This is a genomic window from Nocardia abscessus (genome assembly GCF_015477775.1).
Taxonomy (GTDB): domain Bacteria; phylum Actinomycetota; class Actinomycetes; order Mycobacteriales; family Mycobacteriaceae; genus Nocardia; species Nocardia abscessus_A.
Window position 1 is genome coordinate 95478 of record NZ_JADLQO010000006.1, and the last position, 18408, is coordinate 113885.

Annotated in this window: 20 protein-coding genes, 1 pseudogene and 1 riboswitch; of the genes and pseudogenes, 10 read left to right on the forward strand and 11 right to left on the reverse strand. The window is 70.0% G+C overall.

What is annotated here, in order from left to right; translation table 11 throughout:
• The first annotated feature begins 55 nt into the window (after positions 1-55).
• A complete protein-coding gene (locus IU450_RS17540) occupies positions 56-496 on the forward strand; it encodes an OsmC family peroxiredoxin (protein WP_195150838.1) in 441 nt (146 codons plus the stop codon).
• On the opposite strand, the gene IU450_RS17545 is transcribed toward IU450_RS17540, so the two are convergent.
• From IU450_RS17545 to mhuD, 4 genes are all read right to left on the reverse strand, one after another.
• Positions 471-1043: a hypothetical protein gene (locus IU450_RS17545; protein ID WP_195150839.1), complete on the reverse strand. Its 573-nt coding sequence runs from the start codon at positions 1041-1043 to the stop codon at positions 471-473. The genes IU450_RS17540 and IU450_RS17545 overlap by 26 nt on opposite strands.
• 35 nt (positions 1044-1078) lie before the next feature.
• A complete protein-coding gene (locus IU450_RS17550) occupies positions 1079-1870 on the reverse strand; it encodes a CbtA family protein (protein ID WP_195150840.1) in 792 nt (263 codons plus the stop codon).
• Positions 1861-2055: a CbtB domain-containing protein gene (locus tag IU450_RS17555; protein WP_039794710.1), complete on the reverse strand. Its 195-nt coding sequence runs from the start codon at positions 2053-2055 to the stop codon at positions 1861-1863. Before IU450_RS17555 ends, IU450_RS17550 begins: the two co-directional genes overlap by 10 nt.
• A gap of 29 nt (positions 2056-2084) precedes the next feature.
• Positions 2085-2237, reverse strand: a riboswitch (cobalamin riboswitch).
• 80 nt (positions 2238-2317) lie between these two features.
• Positions 2318-2632 (reverse strand): mycobilin-forming heme oxygenase MhuD, encoded by a 315-nt coding sequence (mhuD, locus tag IU450_RS17560; RefSeq protein ID WP_181719050.1) that lies wholly within the window; start codon positions 2630-2632, stop codon positions 2318-2320.
• A gap of 58 nt (positions 2633-2690) precedes the next feature.
• On the opposite strand from mhuD, the gene IU450_RS17565 reads away from it, so the two are divergent.
• Positions 2691-3437 (forward strand): alpha/beta fold hydrolase, encoded by a 747-nt coding sequence (locus tag IU450_RS17565; RefSeq protein ID WP_195150841.1) that lies wholly within the window; start codon positions 2691-2693, stop codon positions 3435-3437.
• A 70-nt stretch (positions 3438-3507) separates the two neighbouring features.
• Here IU450_RS17565 and IU450_RS17570 read toward each other — a convergent pair whose 3' ends face one another.
• Positions 3508-4398, reverse strand: a complete 891-nt coding sequence (locus tag IU450_RS17570; RefSeq protein ID WP_195151071.1) for an A/G-specific adenine glycosylase — start codon at positions 4396-4398, stop codon at positions 3508-3510.
• A gap of 117 nt (positions 4399-4515) precedes the next feature.
• Here IU450_RS17570 and IU450_RS17575 point away from each other — a divergent pair, with 117 nt between their 5' ends.
• Together IU450_RS17575 and IU450_RS17580 are read left to right on the forward strand one after the other, a co-directional pair.
• Complete coding sequence (locus IU450_RS17575; RefSeq protein WP_195150842.1) at positions 4516-5139, forward strand: carbonic anhydrase; 624 nt, start codon at positions 4516-4518, stop codon at positions 5137-5139.
• A gap of 123 nt (positions 5140-5262) precedes the next feature.
• The gene (locus IU450_RS17580; protein ID WP_195150843.1) at positions 5263-5910 is read left to right on the forward strand and encodes a hypothetical protein; all 648 of its coding nucleotides are present in this window, start codon (positions 5263-5265) and stop codon (positions 5908-5910) included.
• A 31-nt stretch (positions 5911-5941) separates the two neighbouring features.
• On the opposite strand, the gene radA is transcribed toward IU450_RS17580, so the two are convergent.
• Positions 5942-7339, reverse strand: coding sequence for a DNA repair protein RadA (radA, locus tag IU450_RS17585; RefSeq protein WP_195150844.1), 1398 nt, complete (start codon positions 7337-7339; stop codon positions 5942-5944).
• 322 nt (positions 7340-7661) lie between these two features.
• A complete protein-coding gene (locus IU450_RS17590; RefSeq protein ID WP_324197712.1) occupies positions 7662-8411 on the reverse strand; it encodes a hypothetical protein in 750 nt (249 codons plus the stop codon).
• Between the two features lie 437 nt (positions 8412-8848).
• Between IU450_RS17590 and carD the strand changes: the two genes are divergently transcribed.
• The 6 genes from carD to IU450_RS17620 all read left to right on the forward strand — a co-directional run bounded on the left by carD (position 8849) and on the right by IU450_RS17620 (position 13504).
• Positions 8849-9337: an RNA polymerase-binding transcription factor CarD gene (gene carD, locus IU450_RS17595; protein ID WP_011206964.1), complete on the forward strand. Its 489-nt coding sequence runs from the start codon at positions 8849-8851 to the stop codon at positions 9335-9337.
• 2 nt (positions 9338-9339) lie between these two features.
• The gene (ispD, locus tag IU450_RS17600) at positions 9340-10065 is read left to right on the forward strand and encodes a 2-C-methyl-D-erythritol 4-phosphate cytidylyltransferase (RefSeq protein WP_195150845.1); all 726 of its coding nucleotides are present in this window, start codon (positions 9340-9342) and stop codon (positions 10063-10065) included.
• 2 nt (positions 10066-10067) lie between these two features.
• On the forward strand, positions 10068-10535 hold the full coding sequence (gene ispF / locus IU450_RS17605) for a 2-C-methyl-D-erythritol 2,4-cyclodiphosphate synthase (RefSeq protein WP_043686080.1): 468 nt from the start codon (positions 10068-10070) through the stop codon (positions 10533-10535).
• A 64-nt stretch (positions 10536-10599) separates the two neighbouring features.
• A complete protein-coding gene (gene cysS / locus IU450_RS17610) occupies positions 10600-12006 on the forward strand; it encodes a cysteine--tRNA ligase (protein ID WP_195150846.1) in 1407 nt (468 codons plus the stop codon).
• Positions 12006-12983, forward strand: coding sequence for a 23S rRNA (guanosine(2251)-2'-O)-methyltransferase RlmB (rlmB, locus tag IU450_RS17615; protein ID WP_195150847.1), 978 nt, complete (start codon positions 12006-12008; stop codon positions 12981-12983). The genes cysS and rlmB overlap by 1 nt, the downstream gene beginning before the upstream one ends.
• 242 nt (positions 12984-13225) lie before the next feature.
• Complete coding sequence (locus IU450_RS17620) at positions 13226-13504, forward strand: DUF4190 domain-containing protein (protein ID WP_181719042.1); 279 nt, start codon at positions 13226-13228, stop codon at positions 13502-13504.
• A 163-nt stretch (positions 13505-13667) separates the two neighbouring features.
• On the opposite strand, the gene IU450_RS17625 is transcribed toward IU450_RS17620, so the two are convergent.
• The 4 genes and pseudogenes from IU450_RS17625 to IU450_RS17640 form a co-directional block, all read right to left on the reverse strand.
• A complete protein-coding gene (locus IU450_RS17625) occupies positions 13668-14474 on the reverse strand; it encodes an enoyl-CoA hydratase/isomerase family protein (protein WP_195150848.1) in 807 nt (268 codons plus the stop codon).
• A gap of 55 nt (positions 14475-14529) precedes the next feature.
• Positions 14530-15702, reverse strand: a complete 1173-nt coding sequence (locus IU450_RS17630; protein ID WP_195150849.1) for an acyl-CoA dehydrogenase family protein — start codon at positions 15700-15702, stop codon at positions 14530-14532.
• Between the two features lie 456 nt (positions 15703-16158).
• Positions 16159-17028, reverse strand: a complete 870-nt coding sequence (locus IU450_RS17635) for a metal ABC transporter permease (protein ID WP_195150850.1) — start codon at positions 17026-17028, stop codon at positions 16159-16161.
• A gap of 512 nt (positions 17029-17540) precedes the next feature.
• Positions 17541-18404 (reverse strand): annotated as a pseudogene (locus tag IU450_RS17640) (metal ABC transporter ATP-binding protein); the annotation flags it as partial.
• Between the last annotated feature and the right edge of the window lie 4 nt (positions 18405-18408).

Genomic DNA, 18408 nt, shown 5'->3' on the forward strand with positions numbered 1-18408 from the left:
CGGCCGGGGTAGGTTCGTGCTGAATCGTCAAACGAGCATCGGCGAAAGGACCGTGATGCCCACACGTACCGCGCGTACCGCTTGGACCGGCACCCTGCAGGAGGGGTCGGGTCAGGTCGAACTGGCCAGTTCGGGGGTCGGTAAGTACGACGTGTCGTTCCCCAAGCGTTCCGCCGCGGAGGCCGACGGCACCACCAGCCCGGAGGAACTGATCGCGGCCGCGCACTCCTCCTGCTACGCGATGGCGCTCTCGGCGCAGATCGGCAACGCGGGCGGCACCCCGGAGAGCCTCGACGTCACCGCCGACGTGACCCTCGGCCCCGATCCGGCGGGCGGTTTCCGGATCACCGGGATCGAACTGACCGTCCGCGGTCGCGTCTCGGGTATCGACGCCGAGGCGTTCCAGGCCGCCGCCGAGGCCGCCAAGGCGGGATGCCCGGTCAGCAAGGCTCTCGCGGGCGTCGACCACATCAGCCTCGACGCGGCTCTCGCCTGATTCGCCTTCCCGCTTCGTGCCCCGCACCCCGATAGGTGCGGGGCACGAAGCGCGGTGCTGGGCCTCGGCGTTTGCGGAAGTAACGGCGGGCGGCGCGGGTGTAGAGAGCGGGGATGGCGAACAGCACGGCTACGACGTGGACTGCGCGGAGGGCGGCGAGCAGCAGGGACGCCGCGGACACGTCCCGGAATAGGTCACGCAGTTCCTCGGCGGACATAGCCGTGGCCAGTGGCTCGATGATCAGTGACAACAGCCCGACGACGCCGATGCCGACGGTGATCAGCAGACGAGCCCAGCGGTCGCCGTGGGTCAGGCGTACCGCGACGGCCAGCACCAGAAGATAGATCGCCGCGCGCGTACCCAGTCCGGCTGCGAGGTTCGCCGGGTCGGCTTCGGGGAAAGCGAGCGCGGCCCGCACGACCGCCTCGGCGGCCCCCGCGAGCAAAGCGACGACCAGAGCGATGAATGCGACGCGTACGGCGCGAGGTGGTTCAGCGGGGTGGACACGCAGCGGTGCGGGCCAGACGGAGAGGGCAGTGCCGGTCATGGGACCGACACTGCCTCAGCTCTTCTCGACGCGAATCACCCGGCGGTAGCAGCCGCCGCCCGTACCGGGGTATCGGTGCGCGTGGCGAACTCGGTGAGCGCCGCGAAGCCGAGGGCCAGGCAGGCCCACAGTGTCGCGGTCTCGGCCAGGGACGCCACCCGGAACTGCCACAGCAGAGTGGCCGGGAAGTCCGCGCTCACCTCGTTCACGCCGGGCAGCAGGATGTAACCGAGCGCGGTGACCAGAACGAACGCCGCGACGCCACCGGCCAGCCGGAACGTGGAAAGTTGGGCGCGCAGCGCGGTGAACACCGCCACCGCCGCGCCGACCGCCACGAGACCGAGCACGACGGCTGCCAGCCACAGCAGGGTGCGCTCGTTGATGGTGTCCGGATCACCCACGGCGGGTGGGTTCGCCGGGTACTTGAAGAACGGCACCGCGACGATCGCGGCCCATCCTGCCGCGCCCAGCGTCAGCGCGAGGCGTGGCCCGGGCAGCGTGGTGTAGCGCCGCGCGAAATGCGCGACCGAGGCGTAGATGGCGCCGAGCGCGAGCCCGGCCAGCCCGAGCGCGAGGAACTGCCCGAACTTCTGGCCGCCGCGGCTCACCAGCGGTTCTTCCTCGTCACCGTGGGTATGCCCGCCCGGGGATGCGGCGTGCTCGCCGTGCGTGTGCTCGCCTGCGGAGCCCGCTTCCTCGATGGCGATGGCGGCGTCCACCTGGGGTTCGCCGACGAAGTAACCGACTGTGGCGGCCAGCAGCCCGGCGACGAGGCCGGCCAGCAGGCCGCGCAGCAGCAGTGTGCGAAGCGAACCGATCAGTGGCACGGAAGCCCCAGCAGATGGCGTCCGTCGTGCATCAGCTCGTGCAGGTACATCCCGCTGCGCGAGATGACGCCCTGGTCGAAGCCGACCAGGTACAGCGTGAGCAGTGCGAGAAGAACGACACCTACCGTGACGAGCACGGTGGCCAGGGAATCGGTCGCCCGGCTGGGTGAATGCGCGATGGCCATTCGAGTCCTCCTTGGGATGCGCGTCCCGTCGGGTGGTGGCGCGACGGTGCCGGTGTCTGGCTTTCCGGCACCGGACTCGGTGCGTGGAACACAGTGGCGCGACCGCTCCGGAATCTCACCGGAATTACCGCATCACCCTCGCGTTTGTCCTTCGAACTGTGACACCCGCACGCCTCCGGCGTCAACCAGGTCCGGCACGGGCGTACCACGGCGTCGGGCGAGTCGCCGGGCAGGCGGACCTACCCGGCGGCGGGTACTCGACTCAGTTCGCGGGCTTCGCGTCGACGTCGAGTACGACCTCGAACTCGAGCAGGGACGCACCCGTCGAGACCGGCTTCTGGCGCTCGCCCGCGTGCGCCTCACGCGCGGGCCCGTCCCGCCACGCCGCGAAGGACTCTTCCGAATCCCACTGGGTGACAACGAAGTACCGGTTCTCTCCGGCGACCGGGCGGAGCAGCTGGAAGCCGAGGAAGCCGGGGGAGCCCTCGACCGCGTGCGCACGGTGGGCGAACCGCTTCTCCAATTCGGGGCCCGCGCCCTCGGGAACCTCGATCGCGTTGATCTTCACAACAGCCATGCATCCAAGCTAGCGGCTGATGCCGAGCAGGTGCTCGGTGCCTCGTATTGTCGGACCGATGTTGCACGACGAAGGCGGAGCAGGCGCGCCGATCCTGCTGCTGCACGGATTGATGGGCAGCGCGCGCACCTGGCGTGATCAGCTGGACTGGCTGCGCGAGCACGGCCACGTCTACACCTTCGACGCCGCGGGCCACGGCAGGCCGGCGCCCGCGGAATTGACCACCGAGGCCTTCGTCGACGACCTCGCCACGGCCACCGCCGCGATCGGCGAGCCGATGGTGGTGATCGGACATTCGATGGGCGGGCTGCACGGCTGGGTGTTCGCCGCGACCCACCCCGAGCGGGTCCGGGCGCTCGTGATCGAGGACATCGCGCCGGACTTCACCGGCCGCACCGCCGCGCACTGGGCGGCGATGATCGAGGCGTGGCCGCAGCCGTTTCCGGACGACGATGCCGTGCTCTCCTTCTTCGGGCCGGTCGCCGGGCGGTACTTCCTGAACTCCTTCGAGCGCGGGCCGAAGGGATACCGGCTGCACGGCTCGGTGGCCACCTTCCGCGATATCTCCGAGGAGTGGGGGACGCGCGACTTCTGGCGGCACTGGCATGCGGTGCGGGTGCCCGCGCTGCTGCTGGAGGGCGAGCACAGCATCACCCCGCCGGGTCAGATGCGGCAGATGGCCGCCGCGCATCCGGGCGCCGACTACGTCCTGGTGCCCGGCGCGGGCCACCTCGTGCACGACGACCAACCGGAGCGCTATCGAGCCGAGGTCGAGCGCTTCCTGCGGCGCGTGCTCGGTAGGTAGGGGCGAGGCAGTTCGGCCGCCGGGCTCGCGACCGAACCGCCGTCGCGTCCGGCGGCGGGCCGGTTCCGGCTCAGCCGTTCTCCCCGGGATGTCCGCCCTCGCCCGCCAGGGCGAACAAGCCGTCGGGCGTCTGTTCGATCAGGCCGTCCACCAGCAGCGAGTCCAGGGCACGGTCGCGCTGGCCCGGGTCGCGGGTCCAGGCCAGATCCAGCCGCATCCGCTCCACCGGCCCGGTGGCGTGGCGCAGGACATCCAGCAGGCGGCCCCGCGCTTGGCGGTCGGTGCCCTCGTACTTCTGGGTGCGCCGGACCACGTCGCTCACCGGCCGGCCCGCGGTGACCCACGCGCAGCTCGGAAGCGGGCAGCGCGAACAGTCGGGGGTGCGGGCGGTGCACACGGTCGCGCCGAGTTCCATCAGGGCGGCGGAGAACACCGCGGCGCGGTCGACCTGGAGCGGGAGCAGCGCTTCGGTTTCGGGGAGGTCCCGCGACGAAGGGTTGCCCGCTTCCGCTCGGCCGTGCACGGCCCTGGCAACCACTCGGCGGACGTTGGTGTCCACCACCGGAACTCGTTGGCCGTACGCGAAACAGGCGACGGCGCGCGCGGTGTAGGCCCCGATGCCGGGCAGCCCGAGCAGCACCTCCACGTCGGCCGGGACTTCGTCACCGTGCTCGGCCGCCAGCACCCTGGCGCACTCGTGCAGCCGCAGCGCACGGCGCGGATAGCCCAGCTTGCCCCAGGCACGCAGCACTTCGGCCTGCGAGGAGGCGGCCATCGCCGAGGGGACCGGCCAGCGCGCCACCCACTCCCGCCAGATCGGTTCCACCCGCACGACCGGGGTCTGCTGCAGCATGATCTCGCTCATCAGGATCTGCCACGCGGTGACGCCGGGCCGCCGCCAGGGCAGATCGCGCGCGGTCTCCCCGTACCAGTTCAGCAACGTGTCCGCGTCGATGCCCATCGGCACGCCGTTCCGCACTGCCCTCACTATCCTCGTCCTACTGCCGCCAGGCGGTATTTGCCCACCTGTAACCAACCGAACTCGCTGGTAACGCATCCGTTGTGCACAATGGTCGGTATGCCGGATTCCAACCCGATCAGTGCCTGGAAGTCCTTGCGTGAAGGCAACGAGCGCTTCGTCAGCGGTGCGCTGCTGCATCCTAGCCAGGGTGCCGCGGACCGGGCGAAGCTCGTCAGCGGCCAGCATCCGCAAGCGATCTTGTTCGGATGCGGCGACTCGAGGGTCGCCGCCGAATTGATCTTCGACCAGGGCCTCGGCGACATGTTCGTGGTGCGTACCGCGGGCCATGTGGTCGACAGCTCGGTCCTCGGCTCGATCGAATACGGGGTGCAGGTGCTCAACGTGCCGCTCATCGTAGTGCTCGGGCACGACAGCTGCGGAGCCGTGAAGGCCACCATCGACGCGCTGGACGGCGGCGAGGTCCCGGGCGGGTTCATTCGCAGTGTGGTCGAGCGGGTCACACCGTCCATTCTGATCGGACGGCGCGAAGGCCTGTCCACTGTCGACGAGATGGAGGCCAGGCATGTGGTGGAGACCAGCCGCCTGCTCATGCAGCGGTCGATGATCATCTCGCAGCGGGTCGCGACCGGTGAGCTCGCCATCGCCTGCGTGACCTACAAACTGGCCGAGGGCAAAGTGCAGCTGCACCGGGTCGTCGGCAATATCGGCGAGGTGGCCTGAGCCGGGGCGCGTCCCTGGTTTGCCCAGCGTGTCGGCGGAATGTACTCGTCGCCGACGGGTGCGGGCAGCCGACACGCCGTGCCCCTGAGACGATGTGCACGAGCGTGCCCTTACCGTTGAGTCGTGCTGGAACCGAATGGACCGCTGCCACCGGAGATCTATTGGCGTCGCCGCGCGTTCGCCATCGGAGTCCTGGTGGTCGCGCTGGCGCTGGTGATCTGGATCGTGCTCGCGGTCGCGCGCGGCGGCGACTCGCCCGGTGACGCCGAAGCCACCGGGTCCAGTTCGGTCGTTGCCAAGCCCGTCGACGCGGCGGCCAAGCCCTCGGGCGAGTCCGGCGCGCCGAAGTCCTCCGCGGCGGCCACCAGCGCCGCGGCGGGCCCATGCCCGGACCAGTCGCTGGCGATCAAGGTGACCGTGGAGCAGCCCACCTACAAGACCGGCGAGCAGCCGGTGTTCGGGATCGTCATCACCAACATCTCGGGGGTGGCCTGCACCCGCGACATGGGCTCCGGCCTGCAACAGGTTTCGGTGCATACGCTCGACGGTCAGCGGCGGCTGTGGTCGAGCACCGACTGCTATCCCGACGGTCAACCCGACGTCCGGACGATGAGTCGCGGTGAGCAGGCGGCCTTCACGGTGACCTGGTCGGGCACCACGTCCCAGCCCAACTGCGCGGGCGAACGCGTCCAGGTGCCGCCTGGGCCCTACAGCGTCATCGCGCAACTCGGGTCGGTACGGAGCATGGCCGAGCCGTTCAATCTCGCCTGAGAGGTGAAAAGGTAGGCCGGGAATCCAGCGGTCAGCCGACGGCCTCTTCGGGCGCGGCGCGTAGTTTGCGCAGGCCCGCCATACGGATGGCGGAGCGGAGGTCGGTGACCTCGTGGATCTTCATGGTGCTGCGCACCGGCGCGAGGCCGGGCGGCACCAGGGCGGTGGTGAAGCCGAGGCGTTCGGCTTCGGCCAGTCGGCGGTTGAGGCCGGTCACCTTGCGGACCTCGCCCGCGAGTCCGACCTCGCCGAGGATCACCCAGCCGGGCGGGATCGGCACGTCGGACTCGGCGCTGGCGATGGCCAGCGCGATGGCCAGGTCGGCGGACGGCTCGACCAGGCGCATGCCGCCGACCGTCGCGGCGTAGACGTCGCTCTTGCCGAGGAACACCCGCCCGCGGCTCTGCAGGACGGCCAGCACCATGGCGACCCGGTTGTAGTCCAGACCGCTCACCGCGCGGCGCGGCTGCGGGATCTCCGTCTTCACGGTCAGGCCCTGCACCTCGCCGACCAGCGGTCGCTTGCCGTCCATGGCGACGGTCACCGCCGTGCCGGGCACCGAATCGGTCCGGTGATGCAGGAACAGGCCGGACGGGTCGTCCACACAGGCGATGCCGTCCTCGTGCAACTCGAAGCAGCCCACCTCGTCGGCGCTGCCGAAGCGGTTCTTGATGCCGCGCACCATGCGCAGCGTCGAATTCTTGTCGCCCTCGAACTGCAGCACCACGTCGACCAGATGCTCCAGCGTGCGCGGGCCCGCGACATTGCCGTCCTTGGTGACGTGCCCGACCAGCAGCACCGCGATCCCGCTCGCCTTGGCCAGCGACGTCAGCGCGGCGGTGACCTCGCGCACCTGAGTGACGCCGCCGATCACGCCGTCCACCTCCGGGGCGTGCATGGTCTGCACCGAGTCGACCACCAGAAGCGTCGGCCGTACCTGCTCGACATGCCCGAGCACGATCGACAGATCCGATTCCGCCGCCAGATAGACCCGGTCGTGCACCGCGCCGGTGCGATCGGCGCGCAGCCGGACCTGCCCCGCCGACTCCTCCGCGGTGACGTACAGCGACTTCTCCTCGCGCTGGGCGGCCCAGCGATGCGCGACCTCGAGCAGCAGCGTCGACTTGCCCACCCCCGGCTCGCCGGACAGCAACACCACCGAGCCGGGCACCACTCCGCCGCCGAGCACCCGATCCAGCTCGCTGACGCCGGTCGGCCGCGCTTTGGTGATCTTGGAGTCGATCTGCGAAATCGGCGCGGCCGCGGTGCTGGGCAACATCGCCTTCCGCCCGGGGGAACCGACCGCACCCGCCCCGACGACTACCTCGTCGACCGTTCCCCATGCCCCGCACTCAGGGCACTTGCCCACCCATTTGGCGACCTCGTGCGAACAGGCGGAGCACCGGAAGGTCGGCTTGGTCTTTGCCACAGGGGCACCATACGCACCAACCCCGACAGGGTTTGTTTTGCCAGCGCCTGCGGCGCTGGGTGTTCGCGGCCCCCTTATGGCTCGCATCCGAGCGACCGCCGCTTGCGACTTCGTCGCGGAGGCGACGGCCGCTCGGATCGAGCCGGGCCGCGAACGGCGCATGCTCGGTCTCGCTTCGCTCGAACCGGTGGTCGGGCCGGTGGGGGCGCGTAAGGCGGTGACCGTGCGGCCGGAGTTGTGCCGTTGCACCGTCGGCTTGCCGGGTGAGGGTCTATCCGGGCCTCGAGTACGCGGCGTTACGGCGCTGCGAGTCGGCTGGGGTTCAGTGGCCGCCGCTGCCGTGGCCGCTGCCGTGTTCGGCTTCGGCCGGGCCGGACTTGTCGGACTCGTGACGCTCGGTGTGCAGGCCCGCGTCGACCGGGACCTGGACCTGGACGGTGCCGTTCTGCTTGAAGTTGAACGAGATGTTGTAGGTCAGGCCCGGGGTGATGTCCTTGGTCAGGCCGGTGATCTCGATCTGGATCGGTTTGGTCTCGGGGTCGGCGGCGGGCTGGGCGCCGTGCTCGCCCGCGCCGTGCGAGTCGGCCGTGGTGGTGGGCGCGGCCGAACGCGGGGCCGTGGTGGGCGCGCCCGCGCTCGTGGTCGGCGCCGCGCTGGTGGTGGTCGGCGCGGCCTCGCGCTTGACCGGCTGGCTCGCCGCGACCACGGTCTGCTGCGGGGCGAGTTCGACGACGGACTTGCCGGAGGCCGGGGTGAGCTTGACGGTGCCGAGGTCGGTGGTGATGCTGGTCAGCTCGTCGGAGACGGACTCGCTGTTGTTGATGATGGACAACGCGATGAGCGCCTTGCCGCCCTTCGCATTGTTGTACCCGGCGCCCTCGTTCGGATACACGATGTGCACGTTGCGCAGCGCGATGCGGCCGACGTCGGCGTAATTGCCGTTCACGGCGGCGACCTGGTCCGCGGTCTGCGAGATCTGGCCCGCGCCGCAGCCGGACAGAACAATCGCCGCTCCGGCGGCGAGTGCGGCAACCGTCACCATGCGACGTCGCGCCCCCTTCGGAGCGGTCACAGCTTTCAGGGCAGTCACGGGTTGTCCCTCCATGTCGACCGGGCTCTGCTCCGCGCGGGAGCGTAGTAACTAGGCAGCGTAGTAGTTCCCTCGGCAGGCCGGGCGCGGGGGCCGTGCCAACTGGGCTGCCGGGGCGTCGTGCGCCCGCGCTCCGGAGCGCGGCGGAGGGGGAGGGGGCACCGGTGCGTCCGTGCCGACACACGCGTGTAGGTAACGGTTCGGTCGAGCTTCGAAGGTTGCCGAGAGCGTGCCGGGCCGCGGGACGGGAACGGCGCCGACCGAGCCTGGAGATAACTCGTTCTGGCACAACGTAATGCACACCGCCTGGCATCTGTCAAGCCCCAGGGTTGCCTCGTTGTGGCCCTGACCTGCACAGTTGATCGCGCCGTTATCGAGTCGCATGTTAAACTGTGAACATCGAAAGGGGCACGGGACACATGATTTTTAAGGTCGGAGACACCGTCGTTTACCCCCACCACGGAGCGGCGCTGATCGAAGCAATCGAGACTCGCACCATCAAGGGTGAGCAAAAAGAGTATCTGGTCCTGAAGGTCGCCCAAGGCGATCTCACTGTTCGGGTTCCCGCGGAGAACGCCGAATACGTCGGCGTGCGTGACGTCGTGGGTCAGGAGGGTCTCGATCGGGTCTTCCAGGTGCTTCGCGCGCCGCATACGGAGGAGCCGACCAACTGGTCCCGCCGCTACAAGGCCAACCTCGAGAAGCTCGCTTCCGGCGATGTGAACAAGGTGGCCGAGGTCGTCCGCGATCTGTGGCGCCGGGAACAGGACCGCGGCCTGTCCGCGGGCGAGAAGCGCATGCTCGCCAAGGCTCGGCAGATTCTTGTCGGTGAGCTCGCGCTGGCCGAAGGCACCGATGACGGCAAGGCTGAGACCCTGCTCGATGAGGTCCTCGCAGCGGCTTCCTGACCGTGAATACACCTGACAACGGTGTCCGTTCCACCGACGGACCCGTCGTTGCTCTGGTGCCTGCCGCCGGCCGTGGCGTGCGTCTGGGTGAATCGACACCCAAGGCGTTCGTCACGGTCGGCGGCACGCCCATGCTCCGGCTCGCCGTCGAAGGCTTGATCGCCTCGGGCGCGGTCGACCGGATCATCGTGATGGTTCCCACCGAACTCGTCGACAGCGCCGTTGCCCTGCTGCCGCCCTCGGATTCGGTTCAGGTGGTCGTCGGCGGCGCCGAACGCATCGACTCGGTGCGAGCGGGTATCGCCGCCGCGCCCGACGCCGCCTATTTTCTGGTGCACGACGCCGCCCGCGCCCTCACGCCGCCCGAGCTCATCGCCCGGGTCGCGGCGGAACTGCGCGCGGGCCGTCCCGCCGTGGTTCCCGGCCTTCCGGTGGCCGACACGATCAAGTCCGTCGACACGGCGGGCGTGGTGACCGGGACCCCGGACCGTGCGCAGTTGCGCGCCATTCAGACGCCGCAGGGTTTCGCGGCCGAGCTGCTGCGCTCCGCCTACGCGACCGAGGGCGTCCAGGCGACCGATGACGCGGGTCTGGTCGAGCGGCTCGGCGTCGGAGTCCACACCATTCCCGGCGATCCGCTGGCCTTCAAGATCACCACTCCGCTCGACCTCCGGCTCGCCGACGCGGTGCTGGACGGCGCGGGCATCGCACGGGCGGTGACGCGGTGACCATGCGCGTCGGCATCGGCAGCGACGTCCATCCGATCGAAGCGGGCCGGCCCTGCTGGATGGCCGGTCTCCTGTTCGACGGAGACGACGGCTGCGCAGGCCACTCGGACGGCGACGTCGCCGCGCACGCGCTGTGCGACGCGCTGCTGTCGGCGGCGGGTCTCGGCGATGTCGGCGCGGTGTTCGGCACCGGACGCCCGGAATGGGCGGGTGTCTCCGGCGCGGCCATGCTGAAGGAAGTGCGCAGGCTGCTGGGCGAGGCGGGCTTCGAAGTGGTCAACGCCGCAGTGCAGGTGATCGGCAATCGCCCCAAGATCGGGCCCCGGCGCGCCGAGGCGCAACAGGTGCTCGGGGAGCTGCTCGCCGCCCCCGTGTCGGTGTCCGGCACCACCACCGACGGCCTCGGGCTGACCGGTCGCGGCGAGGGTGTCGCCGCCGTGGCGACGGCCCTGCTGCAAGCCTGTCGTTGATCCTGCTCCGGCGGACCCGAGCCGGTCCGTGAACGACCTTATACACCAGCTAGGATCGACTGCCGTGACGCTGCGCCTCTTTGACACCGACACGCGGACCGTGCGCGATTTCGCGCCCTTGGTCCCCGGCCGTGCTTCGGTGTACCTCTGTGGCGCCACCGTGCAGGGCGAGCCGCACATCGGCCATGTGCGCAGCGGAGTCGCGTTCGACGTGCTGCGACGCTGGTTGCTGGCGCACGACTTCGACGTCTGGTTCATCCGCAACGTCACCGATATCGAGGACAAGATCCTGACCAAGGCCGCCGAGGCGGGCAGGCCGTGGTGGGAGTGGGCCGCCACGCACGAGCGCGCCTTCGACCGCGCCTACGAGAAGCTCGGTGTGCTGCCGCCGTCCGCGGAGCCCCGCGCCACCGGGCACATCACCCAGATGGCCGACATGATGCAGCGGCTGATCGACCGCGGACATGCCTACGCCTCGGCGGGCAACGTCTACTTCGACGTGGTCAGCTACCCCGACTACGGCAAGCTGTCCGGTCACAAACTCGATGACGTGCACCAGGGTGAGAGCGCGGGCGAGGGCAAACGCGACCCGCGCGACTTCACCCTGTGGAAGGCGGCCAAGCCGGGCGAGCCGACCTGGCCGTCGCCGTGGGGGCCCGGCCGCCCCGGCTGGCACCTGGAGTGCTCCGCGATGGCCGAGTTCTACCTCGGCGCGGAATTCGACATCCACTGCGGCGGTATGGATCTGGTGTTCCCGCATCACGAGAACGAGATCGCCCAGTCGAAGGCGGCCGGTGACGGCTTCGCCAGGTACTGGCTGCACAACGGCTGGGTGACCATGGGCGGGGAGAAGATGTCCAAGTCGCTGGGCAACGTGCTGTCGGTGCCGAACGTGCTGAAGCAGGTGCGGGCCGTCGAACTGCGGTTCTACCTGGGCAGCGCGCACTACCGCTCGATGCTGGAGTACTCCGAGAAGGCGTTGCACGACGCGGCGCAGTCCTACCAGCGCATCGAGGCGTTCGTGAATCGGGTGGTGGACCGGGCCGGTGAGATTCCGGTGGGCAAGTGGACCGACGCGTTCGCCGCCGCCCTCGACGACGATCTGGCGGTACCGAAGGCGCTGGCGGAGATCCACCGCGCGGTGCACGAGGGCAACAAGGCGCTGGAGGTCGGCGCGATCGACTCCGCGCGCGATCTGGCGAGCCAGGTGCGCGCCATGCTCGGCATCCTCGGCGTCGATCCGCTCGACCCGCACTGGTATAGCCCGAGTGATTCCTCCGCCGCGCTCGGCGCTCTGGACGTGCTGGTGCGTGCGGAACTCGACCGCCGCCAGGAGGCACGGGCCACGAAGGACTGGGCGACCGCCGACGGCGTGCGTGACCGCCTGCAGTCCGCGGGCATCGAGGTCACCGACACCGCCAACGGTCCCGAATGGGCGCTCGGCGAACCGCAATCCGGAAAGGCCAACTGATGGCAGGAAATTCGCAGCGCCGAGGTGCGGTCCGCAAGAGCGGTACCAAGAAGGGCGCCGTGGTCGGCTCCGGCGGCAAGCGCAGGCGCGGGCTGGAAGGCCGTGGCGCGACCCCGCCCGCCGAGATGCGGACCAAGCATCCGGCGGCCAAGCGGGCGTCCGCGAAAACCAAGGCCGCGCAAGGCCGTTCGACCGGGCGTGGCGCTGCGTCCCGGCCCGCCGGGCGCAAGACCGACGACGGTCCGGAGTTGGTGCTCGGGCGCAATCCGGTGGTCGAGTGTCTGCGCGCGGGTGTGCCCGCGACGGCGCTGTACGTCGCGGTGGGCACCGAGAACGACGATCGGCTGACCGAGAGCGTGCGGCTCGCCGCCGACAAGGGCATCTCCATCCTGGAGGTTCCGCGCACCGACCTGGACCGGATGAGTGCCAACGGCTTGCACCAGGGCGTCGCCCTGCAGGTGCCGCCGTACCGCTACGCCCACCCGGACGACCTGCTCGACCGGGCGCGCGGTTCCGCGCAGCCCGCGCTGCTGGTGGCCTTGGACAACATCTCCGACCCGCGCAATCTCGGCGCGGTGGTCCGCTCCGTGGCGGCCTTCGGCGGTCACGGCGTGCTGATCCCGCAGCGGCGCAGTGCGAGCGTCACAGCGGTTGCCTGGCGCACCAGCGCGGGCGCCGCCGCTCGGCTCCCGGTCGCCCGCGCGACGAATCTCACTCGCACGCTGAAGGATTGGGCGTCTCAGGGTGTTCAGATCGTCGGTCTGGACGCCGGTGGCGACACCACGCTGGACGACTTCGACGGCCGTGAGCCGACCGTGATCGTGGTCGGCTCGGAGGGCAAAGGGCTTTCCCGCCTGGTCCGGGAGTCCTGTGACGCGATCCTGTCGATCCCGATGGCGGGCCCGGTGGAATCGTTGAACGCGTCGGTGGCCGCCGGTGTCGTGCTCTCCGAAATCGCCCGGCAACGCCGCGCCTGAGGAAACGTCGTCAGTCGGTATCGTCGCCCGACGGCCTCTACGCAGGTCTCGCCGGTGCGGCGAACCCTCCGAGGGCCAAGGAATCGGCGCGACAACAGATTTCGTAAGGTCATGCGGTACTCGGCGGATACGCCCGAAACCTGAGCATCACCAATCGCATGACCTGCCCGCGGATCTCGCCATCACCGACTCGTACGGTCTAAAGACCCGGAGAGGCGGCACATCCCAGTAGAATTCGGCTGGTGGTGATACCCAATCAGCCCATCGGTCAGACGGTCGAGCATCCGAACGCGACCGCGGTGTTGTTCCTCGGCGCGGTGAGCGTCTTCTGCTGCGGGGTGCTGGGGCCGGTGGCGTGGGCGCTGGGGCGGCGCGCGCTCGACCAGATCGAGGAATCCGGCGGCGCTTACAGTGGTCGCGCCCAGGTGATGGTCGGCTACATCCTCGGCGTCGTCGGCACCGTCCTGATGATCATCTTCGCGGTGCTGTTCGTGCTCATCCTGCTCGGCGGCAACGCTTGAGAAGCGAAGCGCCGCCGGACCGAGTGGGCCCGAAAGCGTTCGGCCGCTGGATGACGGGCGCCGCGGGACGGAGGTTCGTGCACAGCGCCGGGCCCTGTCCGGGGCAGTCCCAGTAGCGCCGTAGTTCGGGCGGGATCCGTCCACGGAGCCCTGGGCGGCCGCCCTAGTCCAGACTGGGCCGTTCGCGCTCCGCGCCGTCCCAGGCGGGCCATTCCGTGCTGACGCTGCCGGACCAGCTGGGCTGCCTGCGGTCCCGGAACGCGGCCATGGCCTCGCCGCCATCGATGCTCTTGGTCGCGTGCTGGTTCAGCTCGGTTTCCAGCTGCCCGACCACCGTGGGACTCATTCCGAGCCCCTCCCAGAGCAGCCGCTTGGATAGCGCCACCGGTAGCGGAGCCGAGCCGTTGGCGATGTCGTGCGCGACGGCGAGCGCGGTCGGTAGCACCTCGCTCCCGGGCAGCGAGCTGTTGGCCAGGCCCATCGCCTTCGCCTCGTCGCCGTCGAACGTGCGCCCGGTCAGCATGATGTCGGCGGCGTTGGCCATGCCGACGAGCCTGGGTAGCGTCCAGTGCGCGTAGCCGTCGGCCAGGACGCCGCGGCGGACCTGGTTCAGCCCGTAGACCGCGTCGCGCGCCATGTACCGCAGGTCGCACTGGAGAGCGAGCGCCAAGCCGATGCCGACGGCGTGGCCGTTCACCGCCGCGATCACCGGTTTGCGCACCCGCCACGGCGGCGGATCGATGGTGGCGCTGACCTCGCCTACCCGATTGGACAGGTCCGCGCCCGCGCAGAACGCGGGCGGGGTGCCGGTGACGATCACGGCACGAATGGCGTCTTCCGCATCGCACCGCTGCAACGCGGCGCCCAATTCGGCGGCCATCGTGGGGGTGAAGGCGTTCTGTTGCGCGGGCCGGTTGAGCGTGAGCACGGCGACGCCTCGGGAGACGTCGACGTGCAGTTCCGAACTCATGCCACAGGATGTTAGCCGACGGACGCGGACCTGACCTCGGGCCGAAAGTCCTCTGCTATCCGCGCAGCACCTTGCGCCCGATCGCGTACTTGTGCACCTCGGTCGGTCCGTCGTAGAGCCGGAAGGCGCGCATGTCCCGGAAGATCATCTCGACCACCGTCTCGTCGCTGATGCCGATGCCGCCGAGCACCTGCACGCACCGGTCGGCGACCTTGAACAACTCCTCGGAGACGAACGACTTGGCGATCGAGCTCTCGTGCCGCGCCTTTTCGCCGTTGTCCATCAGCCAGCACGCGTGCCAGATGGTCAGCCTGCACTGGTGCAGCGCGATCTCGTTGTCCGCCAACATGAACGAAACGCCCTCGTGTTCGCCGATCGGCTTGCCGAACGCGGTGCGGGTGCGCGCGTGCTCGATCGCGATGCTCTGGGCCCGTTCGGCGGCGCCGAGCCAGCGCATGCAGTGGGTCAGGCGGGCCGGGGCGAGCCGGAGCTGGGCGTAGCGCAGCGCTTGGCCCGCCTCGCCGAGCAGCGCCTCCCTGGGCAGGACCAGGTTGTCGAAGCGGACCACGCCGTGCCCGGCGACGTAGTTGCGGTCCATCGTGTTCATCGTGCGTTCGATGACGATGCCGGGCTCGTCGCCGTCGGCGAGGAACAGCGTGGGGCCCTCGGGCAGGTGCGGGTTGGCGGCGAGGCGCGCCATGATGATCCAGGTCTTCGCACCGTTGGCGCCGGTGATCAGCCATTTACGGCCGTTGATGGTGAAGTGCTCACCGTCGAAGCTCGCCGTGGTGGACAGCTGGGCCGGGTCGGAACCCGCTCCGTCCGGCTCGGTCATGGCGAAGACCGAGCGCTGGTCGCCCTCGACCACCGGGGCCAGGTAGCGCCGCACCTGGTCGGGGTCGGCCACCTTGGACAGCAGGAACATGTTGCCCTCGTCGGGCGCCGCGCAGTTCATCGCGACCGGGCCGAGCGTGGACCAGCCCGCCGCCTCGTAGATCACGGCCTGTTCGATGTGGGTCAGCCCGCGCCCGCCGAGCGATTCGGGCGCCTGCACGGTGAGCAGCTTCTCCGCGCGGGCGAGTTCGACGAGTTCCTGCCGCAGCTCGTCGGTCGGGCCGTGCGCGGTCAGGCGCGGGTCCCGCTCGTACGGGACGATCTTGTCGATGACGAAACGGCGTACTCGGTCGCGTTCGGCGACGAGTTCGGCGGGAATCGCGAAGTCGATCATCGTTGGTCACCATTCGTTCGGGGGCGCGATGCGTCGAGCATACGAAAGCGGCCGGAAAAGACTGAAGGCGGCTGCCCTCAGAGAGGTGCTCATGCGATGGTAGCGCTCTGAGCTGCACCGATCATCGCCGGATGCGGTGTCATCGCCACTGAGCATCGCTGCGATCATCGGGAGCGAGTTCTTCGGGGCCGGCGAACCGGACGAGGAGATCCCCGCATGATCGCGCGGGCCTTCCGCGACATTCCCTGATGCGGCACGCGGAGCCGCCGTCGCGGAGACGCAATCGAGGGTTTCGGCGTGGTGGCGACGAGACCCAGCGAAGGTCGCGAATCGCGGCCGAGGGGTGCGAGCCGGGTGGATCACCACCTCGAGGCTCCGCAGGGGGGCTGTGGAGTGCCGCGCGGCTGTTTCCGGAGGGGCTGCGGCAGGACCGTGTCAGCGGGCCTCTGCGCGGCCTCAGCGGGCGCGCGCGAGCCTGCGGTTCCGGCTGCCCAGCAGGCGGCAGGCGAGGTAGATCAGGAACGAGATGGTGGTGACGAAGGTCGAGACGGGGACGCCAGGCGCCAGCGACAGCAGGATGCCACCCACCGCGGCGACTTCGGCGAACATCACAGCGAGGACGGTCGCCCGGATCGGGTCGGCGGTGAGCTGCGCCGCCGCTGCCGCCGGGGTGATCAGCAGGGCGAGGACCAGCAGCGCCCCGACGATCTGGACCCCGAACGCCGCCGTGATGCCCAGCAGCACGGCGAACACGATGGACAGCGCGCGCACCGGAACCCCGCGCGCCACCGCCACCTCCGGATCGGAGCTGGCGAACAGCAGCGGCCGGTAGACGAACGCGAGCACCGCGATCACCCCGGCGGTGCAGACGGCGAGCAGGCCGAGGCCGTTGTTGCCGACGCTCACCACCTGGCCGGTCAGCAGGGAGAACTTCGATCCCGCACGGTCGGGACCCAGCCACAGGAACAGCACCGAGAGACCCAGCCCGAACGAGAGCACCACCGCGATCACCGAATCGCGCTCGCGCGCCCGGGTACCGAGCAGGCCGAACAGCACCGCCGCGACCACCGACCCCGCGATGGCGCCGAGACCGACGCCGACACCGGCCAGCAGCGCGGCGGCGGCCCCGGTCAGGGACAGTTCGCTGGTGCCGTGCACGGCGAAGGACATCTGTCTGCTGATGATCAGCGGCCCGATCACCCCGGACAGCAGTCCGAGCAGGGCCGCGGCGAGCAGCGCCTGCTGCACGAAGCCGTAGGACAGCAGGTTCGCCGTGGTGCCGAAGTCCAGCATCTTGCCGAGGACGCCGGAAAGCTTGTCGGTCACGAGCGCACTCCGCTCTCATGCGGGGCCGGGCGGCCGCCGTCGTCCGGTGTCGAGTCGGTCCGGGTCGGTTCTCCGACTCCGGGCGAGGCGGAGTGACCGGTTGTCACGCTGGTTGTGTCCGGGTCGCTCGAGGATGGATCGGTGGCTGCCGCCGCGATGGTGACGGGCTCCCCTGATGCCTGTCGAGCCGAGTCGTCGGTGCTGGCTGGCCCGGTCGAATTCGAGTAGCTGTTGGTTAACTCGGCATCCGGCGACCGGTCTGAAGCGGAGTGCCGGGACGGTGTGGTGATTGCCGGCGCCCGTTCGGCAGCGGTGGCGCCGTTGCCCGCCGGGGCGGCGGCCGATGCCGAATCGGTCGCCGGGTCGCCCGGCCGCGAGTGGCCGGATGGAGTATCGGTCGTTGCCGAGCGGGCGCAGGACGCGCTGCCCGCCGTGGCTTCGGCCGATGTCCCGGCGCCCTCCGCAGTGGACACACCCTGGCCGAATTCGTCGCCCGCCGGGCCGTGGCAGTGACCGCCCGCAGTGCCGAGCGCGTCCATGGTGTCGCCGGTGCCGACGACGACCAGGCGCCCGCGGACCCGCAGCACGTCCACCTCGGTGCGGTACAGCTCCGAGAGCACCGCCGAGGTCATCACCTCCTGCGGCGTCCCGATCCGGAACTGGCCGTCGACCAGGTACAGCACCCGATCGACCAGGGGCAGAATCGGATTGATCTCGTGCGTCACGAAGAGCACCGCGGTGTCGTGGGTGCGCCGCCTGCGATCGATCAGCTCGGCGACCAGTCGCTGATTCGCCAGGTCCAGGCTGAGCAGCGGCTCGTCGCACAGCAGCACCTTCGGATCGCCGACCAGCGCCTGCGCCACCCGCAGGCGCTGCTGCTCGCCGCCGGACATGGATTCCAAAGGCGCGTAGGCGAAGTGCTCCGCGCCGACGTCGGCGACGGCCGCGGCCACCTTGCGCTTGCGTTCGGCCCGGGAGCGCAGGCCGAGCCCCCAGCGATGCCCGTCGACGCCGAGCCCGACGAGGTCGACACCGCGCAACTGCACCCCGGCGTCGATCGTCTTCTGCTGCGGCACGTAACCGATGTCGTGATTGCCGGTGCGCGCGGGCGAGCCCGCGATCCGAGCCGTCCCGGAACTCAAGGCGAGCTGGCCGAGCAACACCTTCAGCAGCGAGGTCTTGCCCGATCCGTTCGGTCCGAGCACCGCGACGAATTCACCCCGGGCGACGCTGAGATCCAGGCCGTCCCAGAGGGTTCGGTCACCGAACGACAATCGCGCCGCCTCCAGGCGCACCGCGGCCGAGTCGTCGCCGGTGCCCGGCCGCCGCCGTTGCACCCGGTCGGTGTGCTCGGTCAGCGCGGCTCCCTTGTTCATCGGC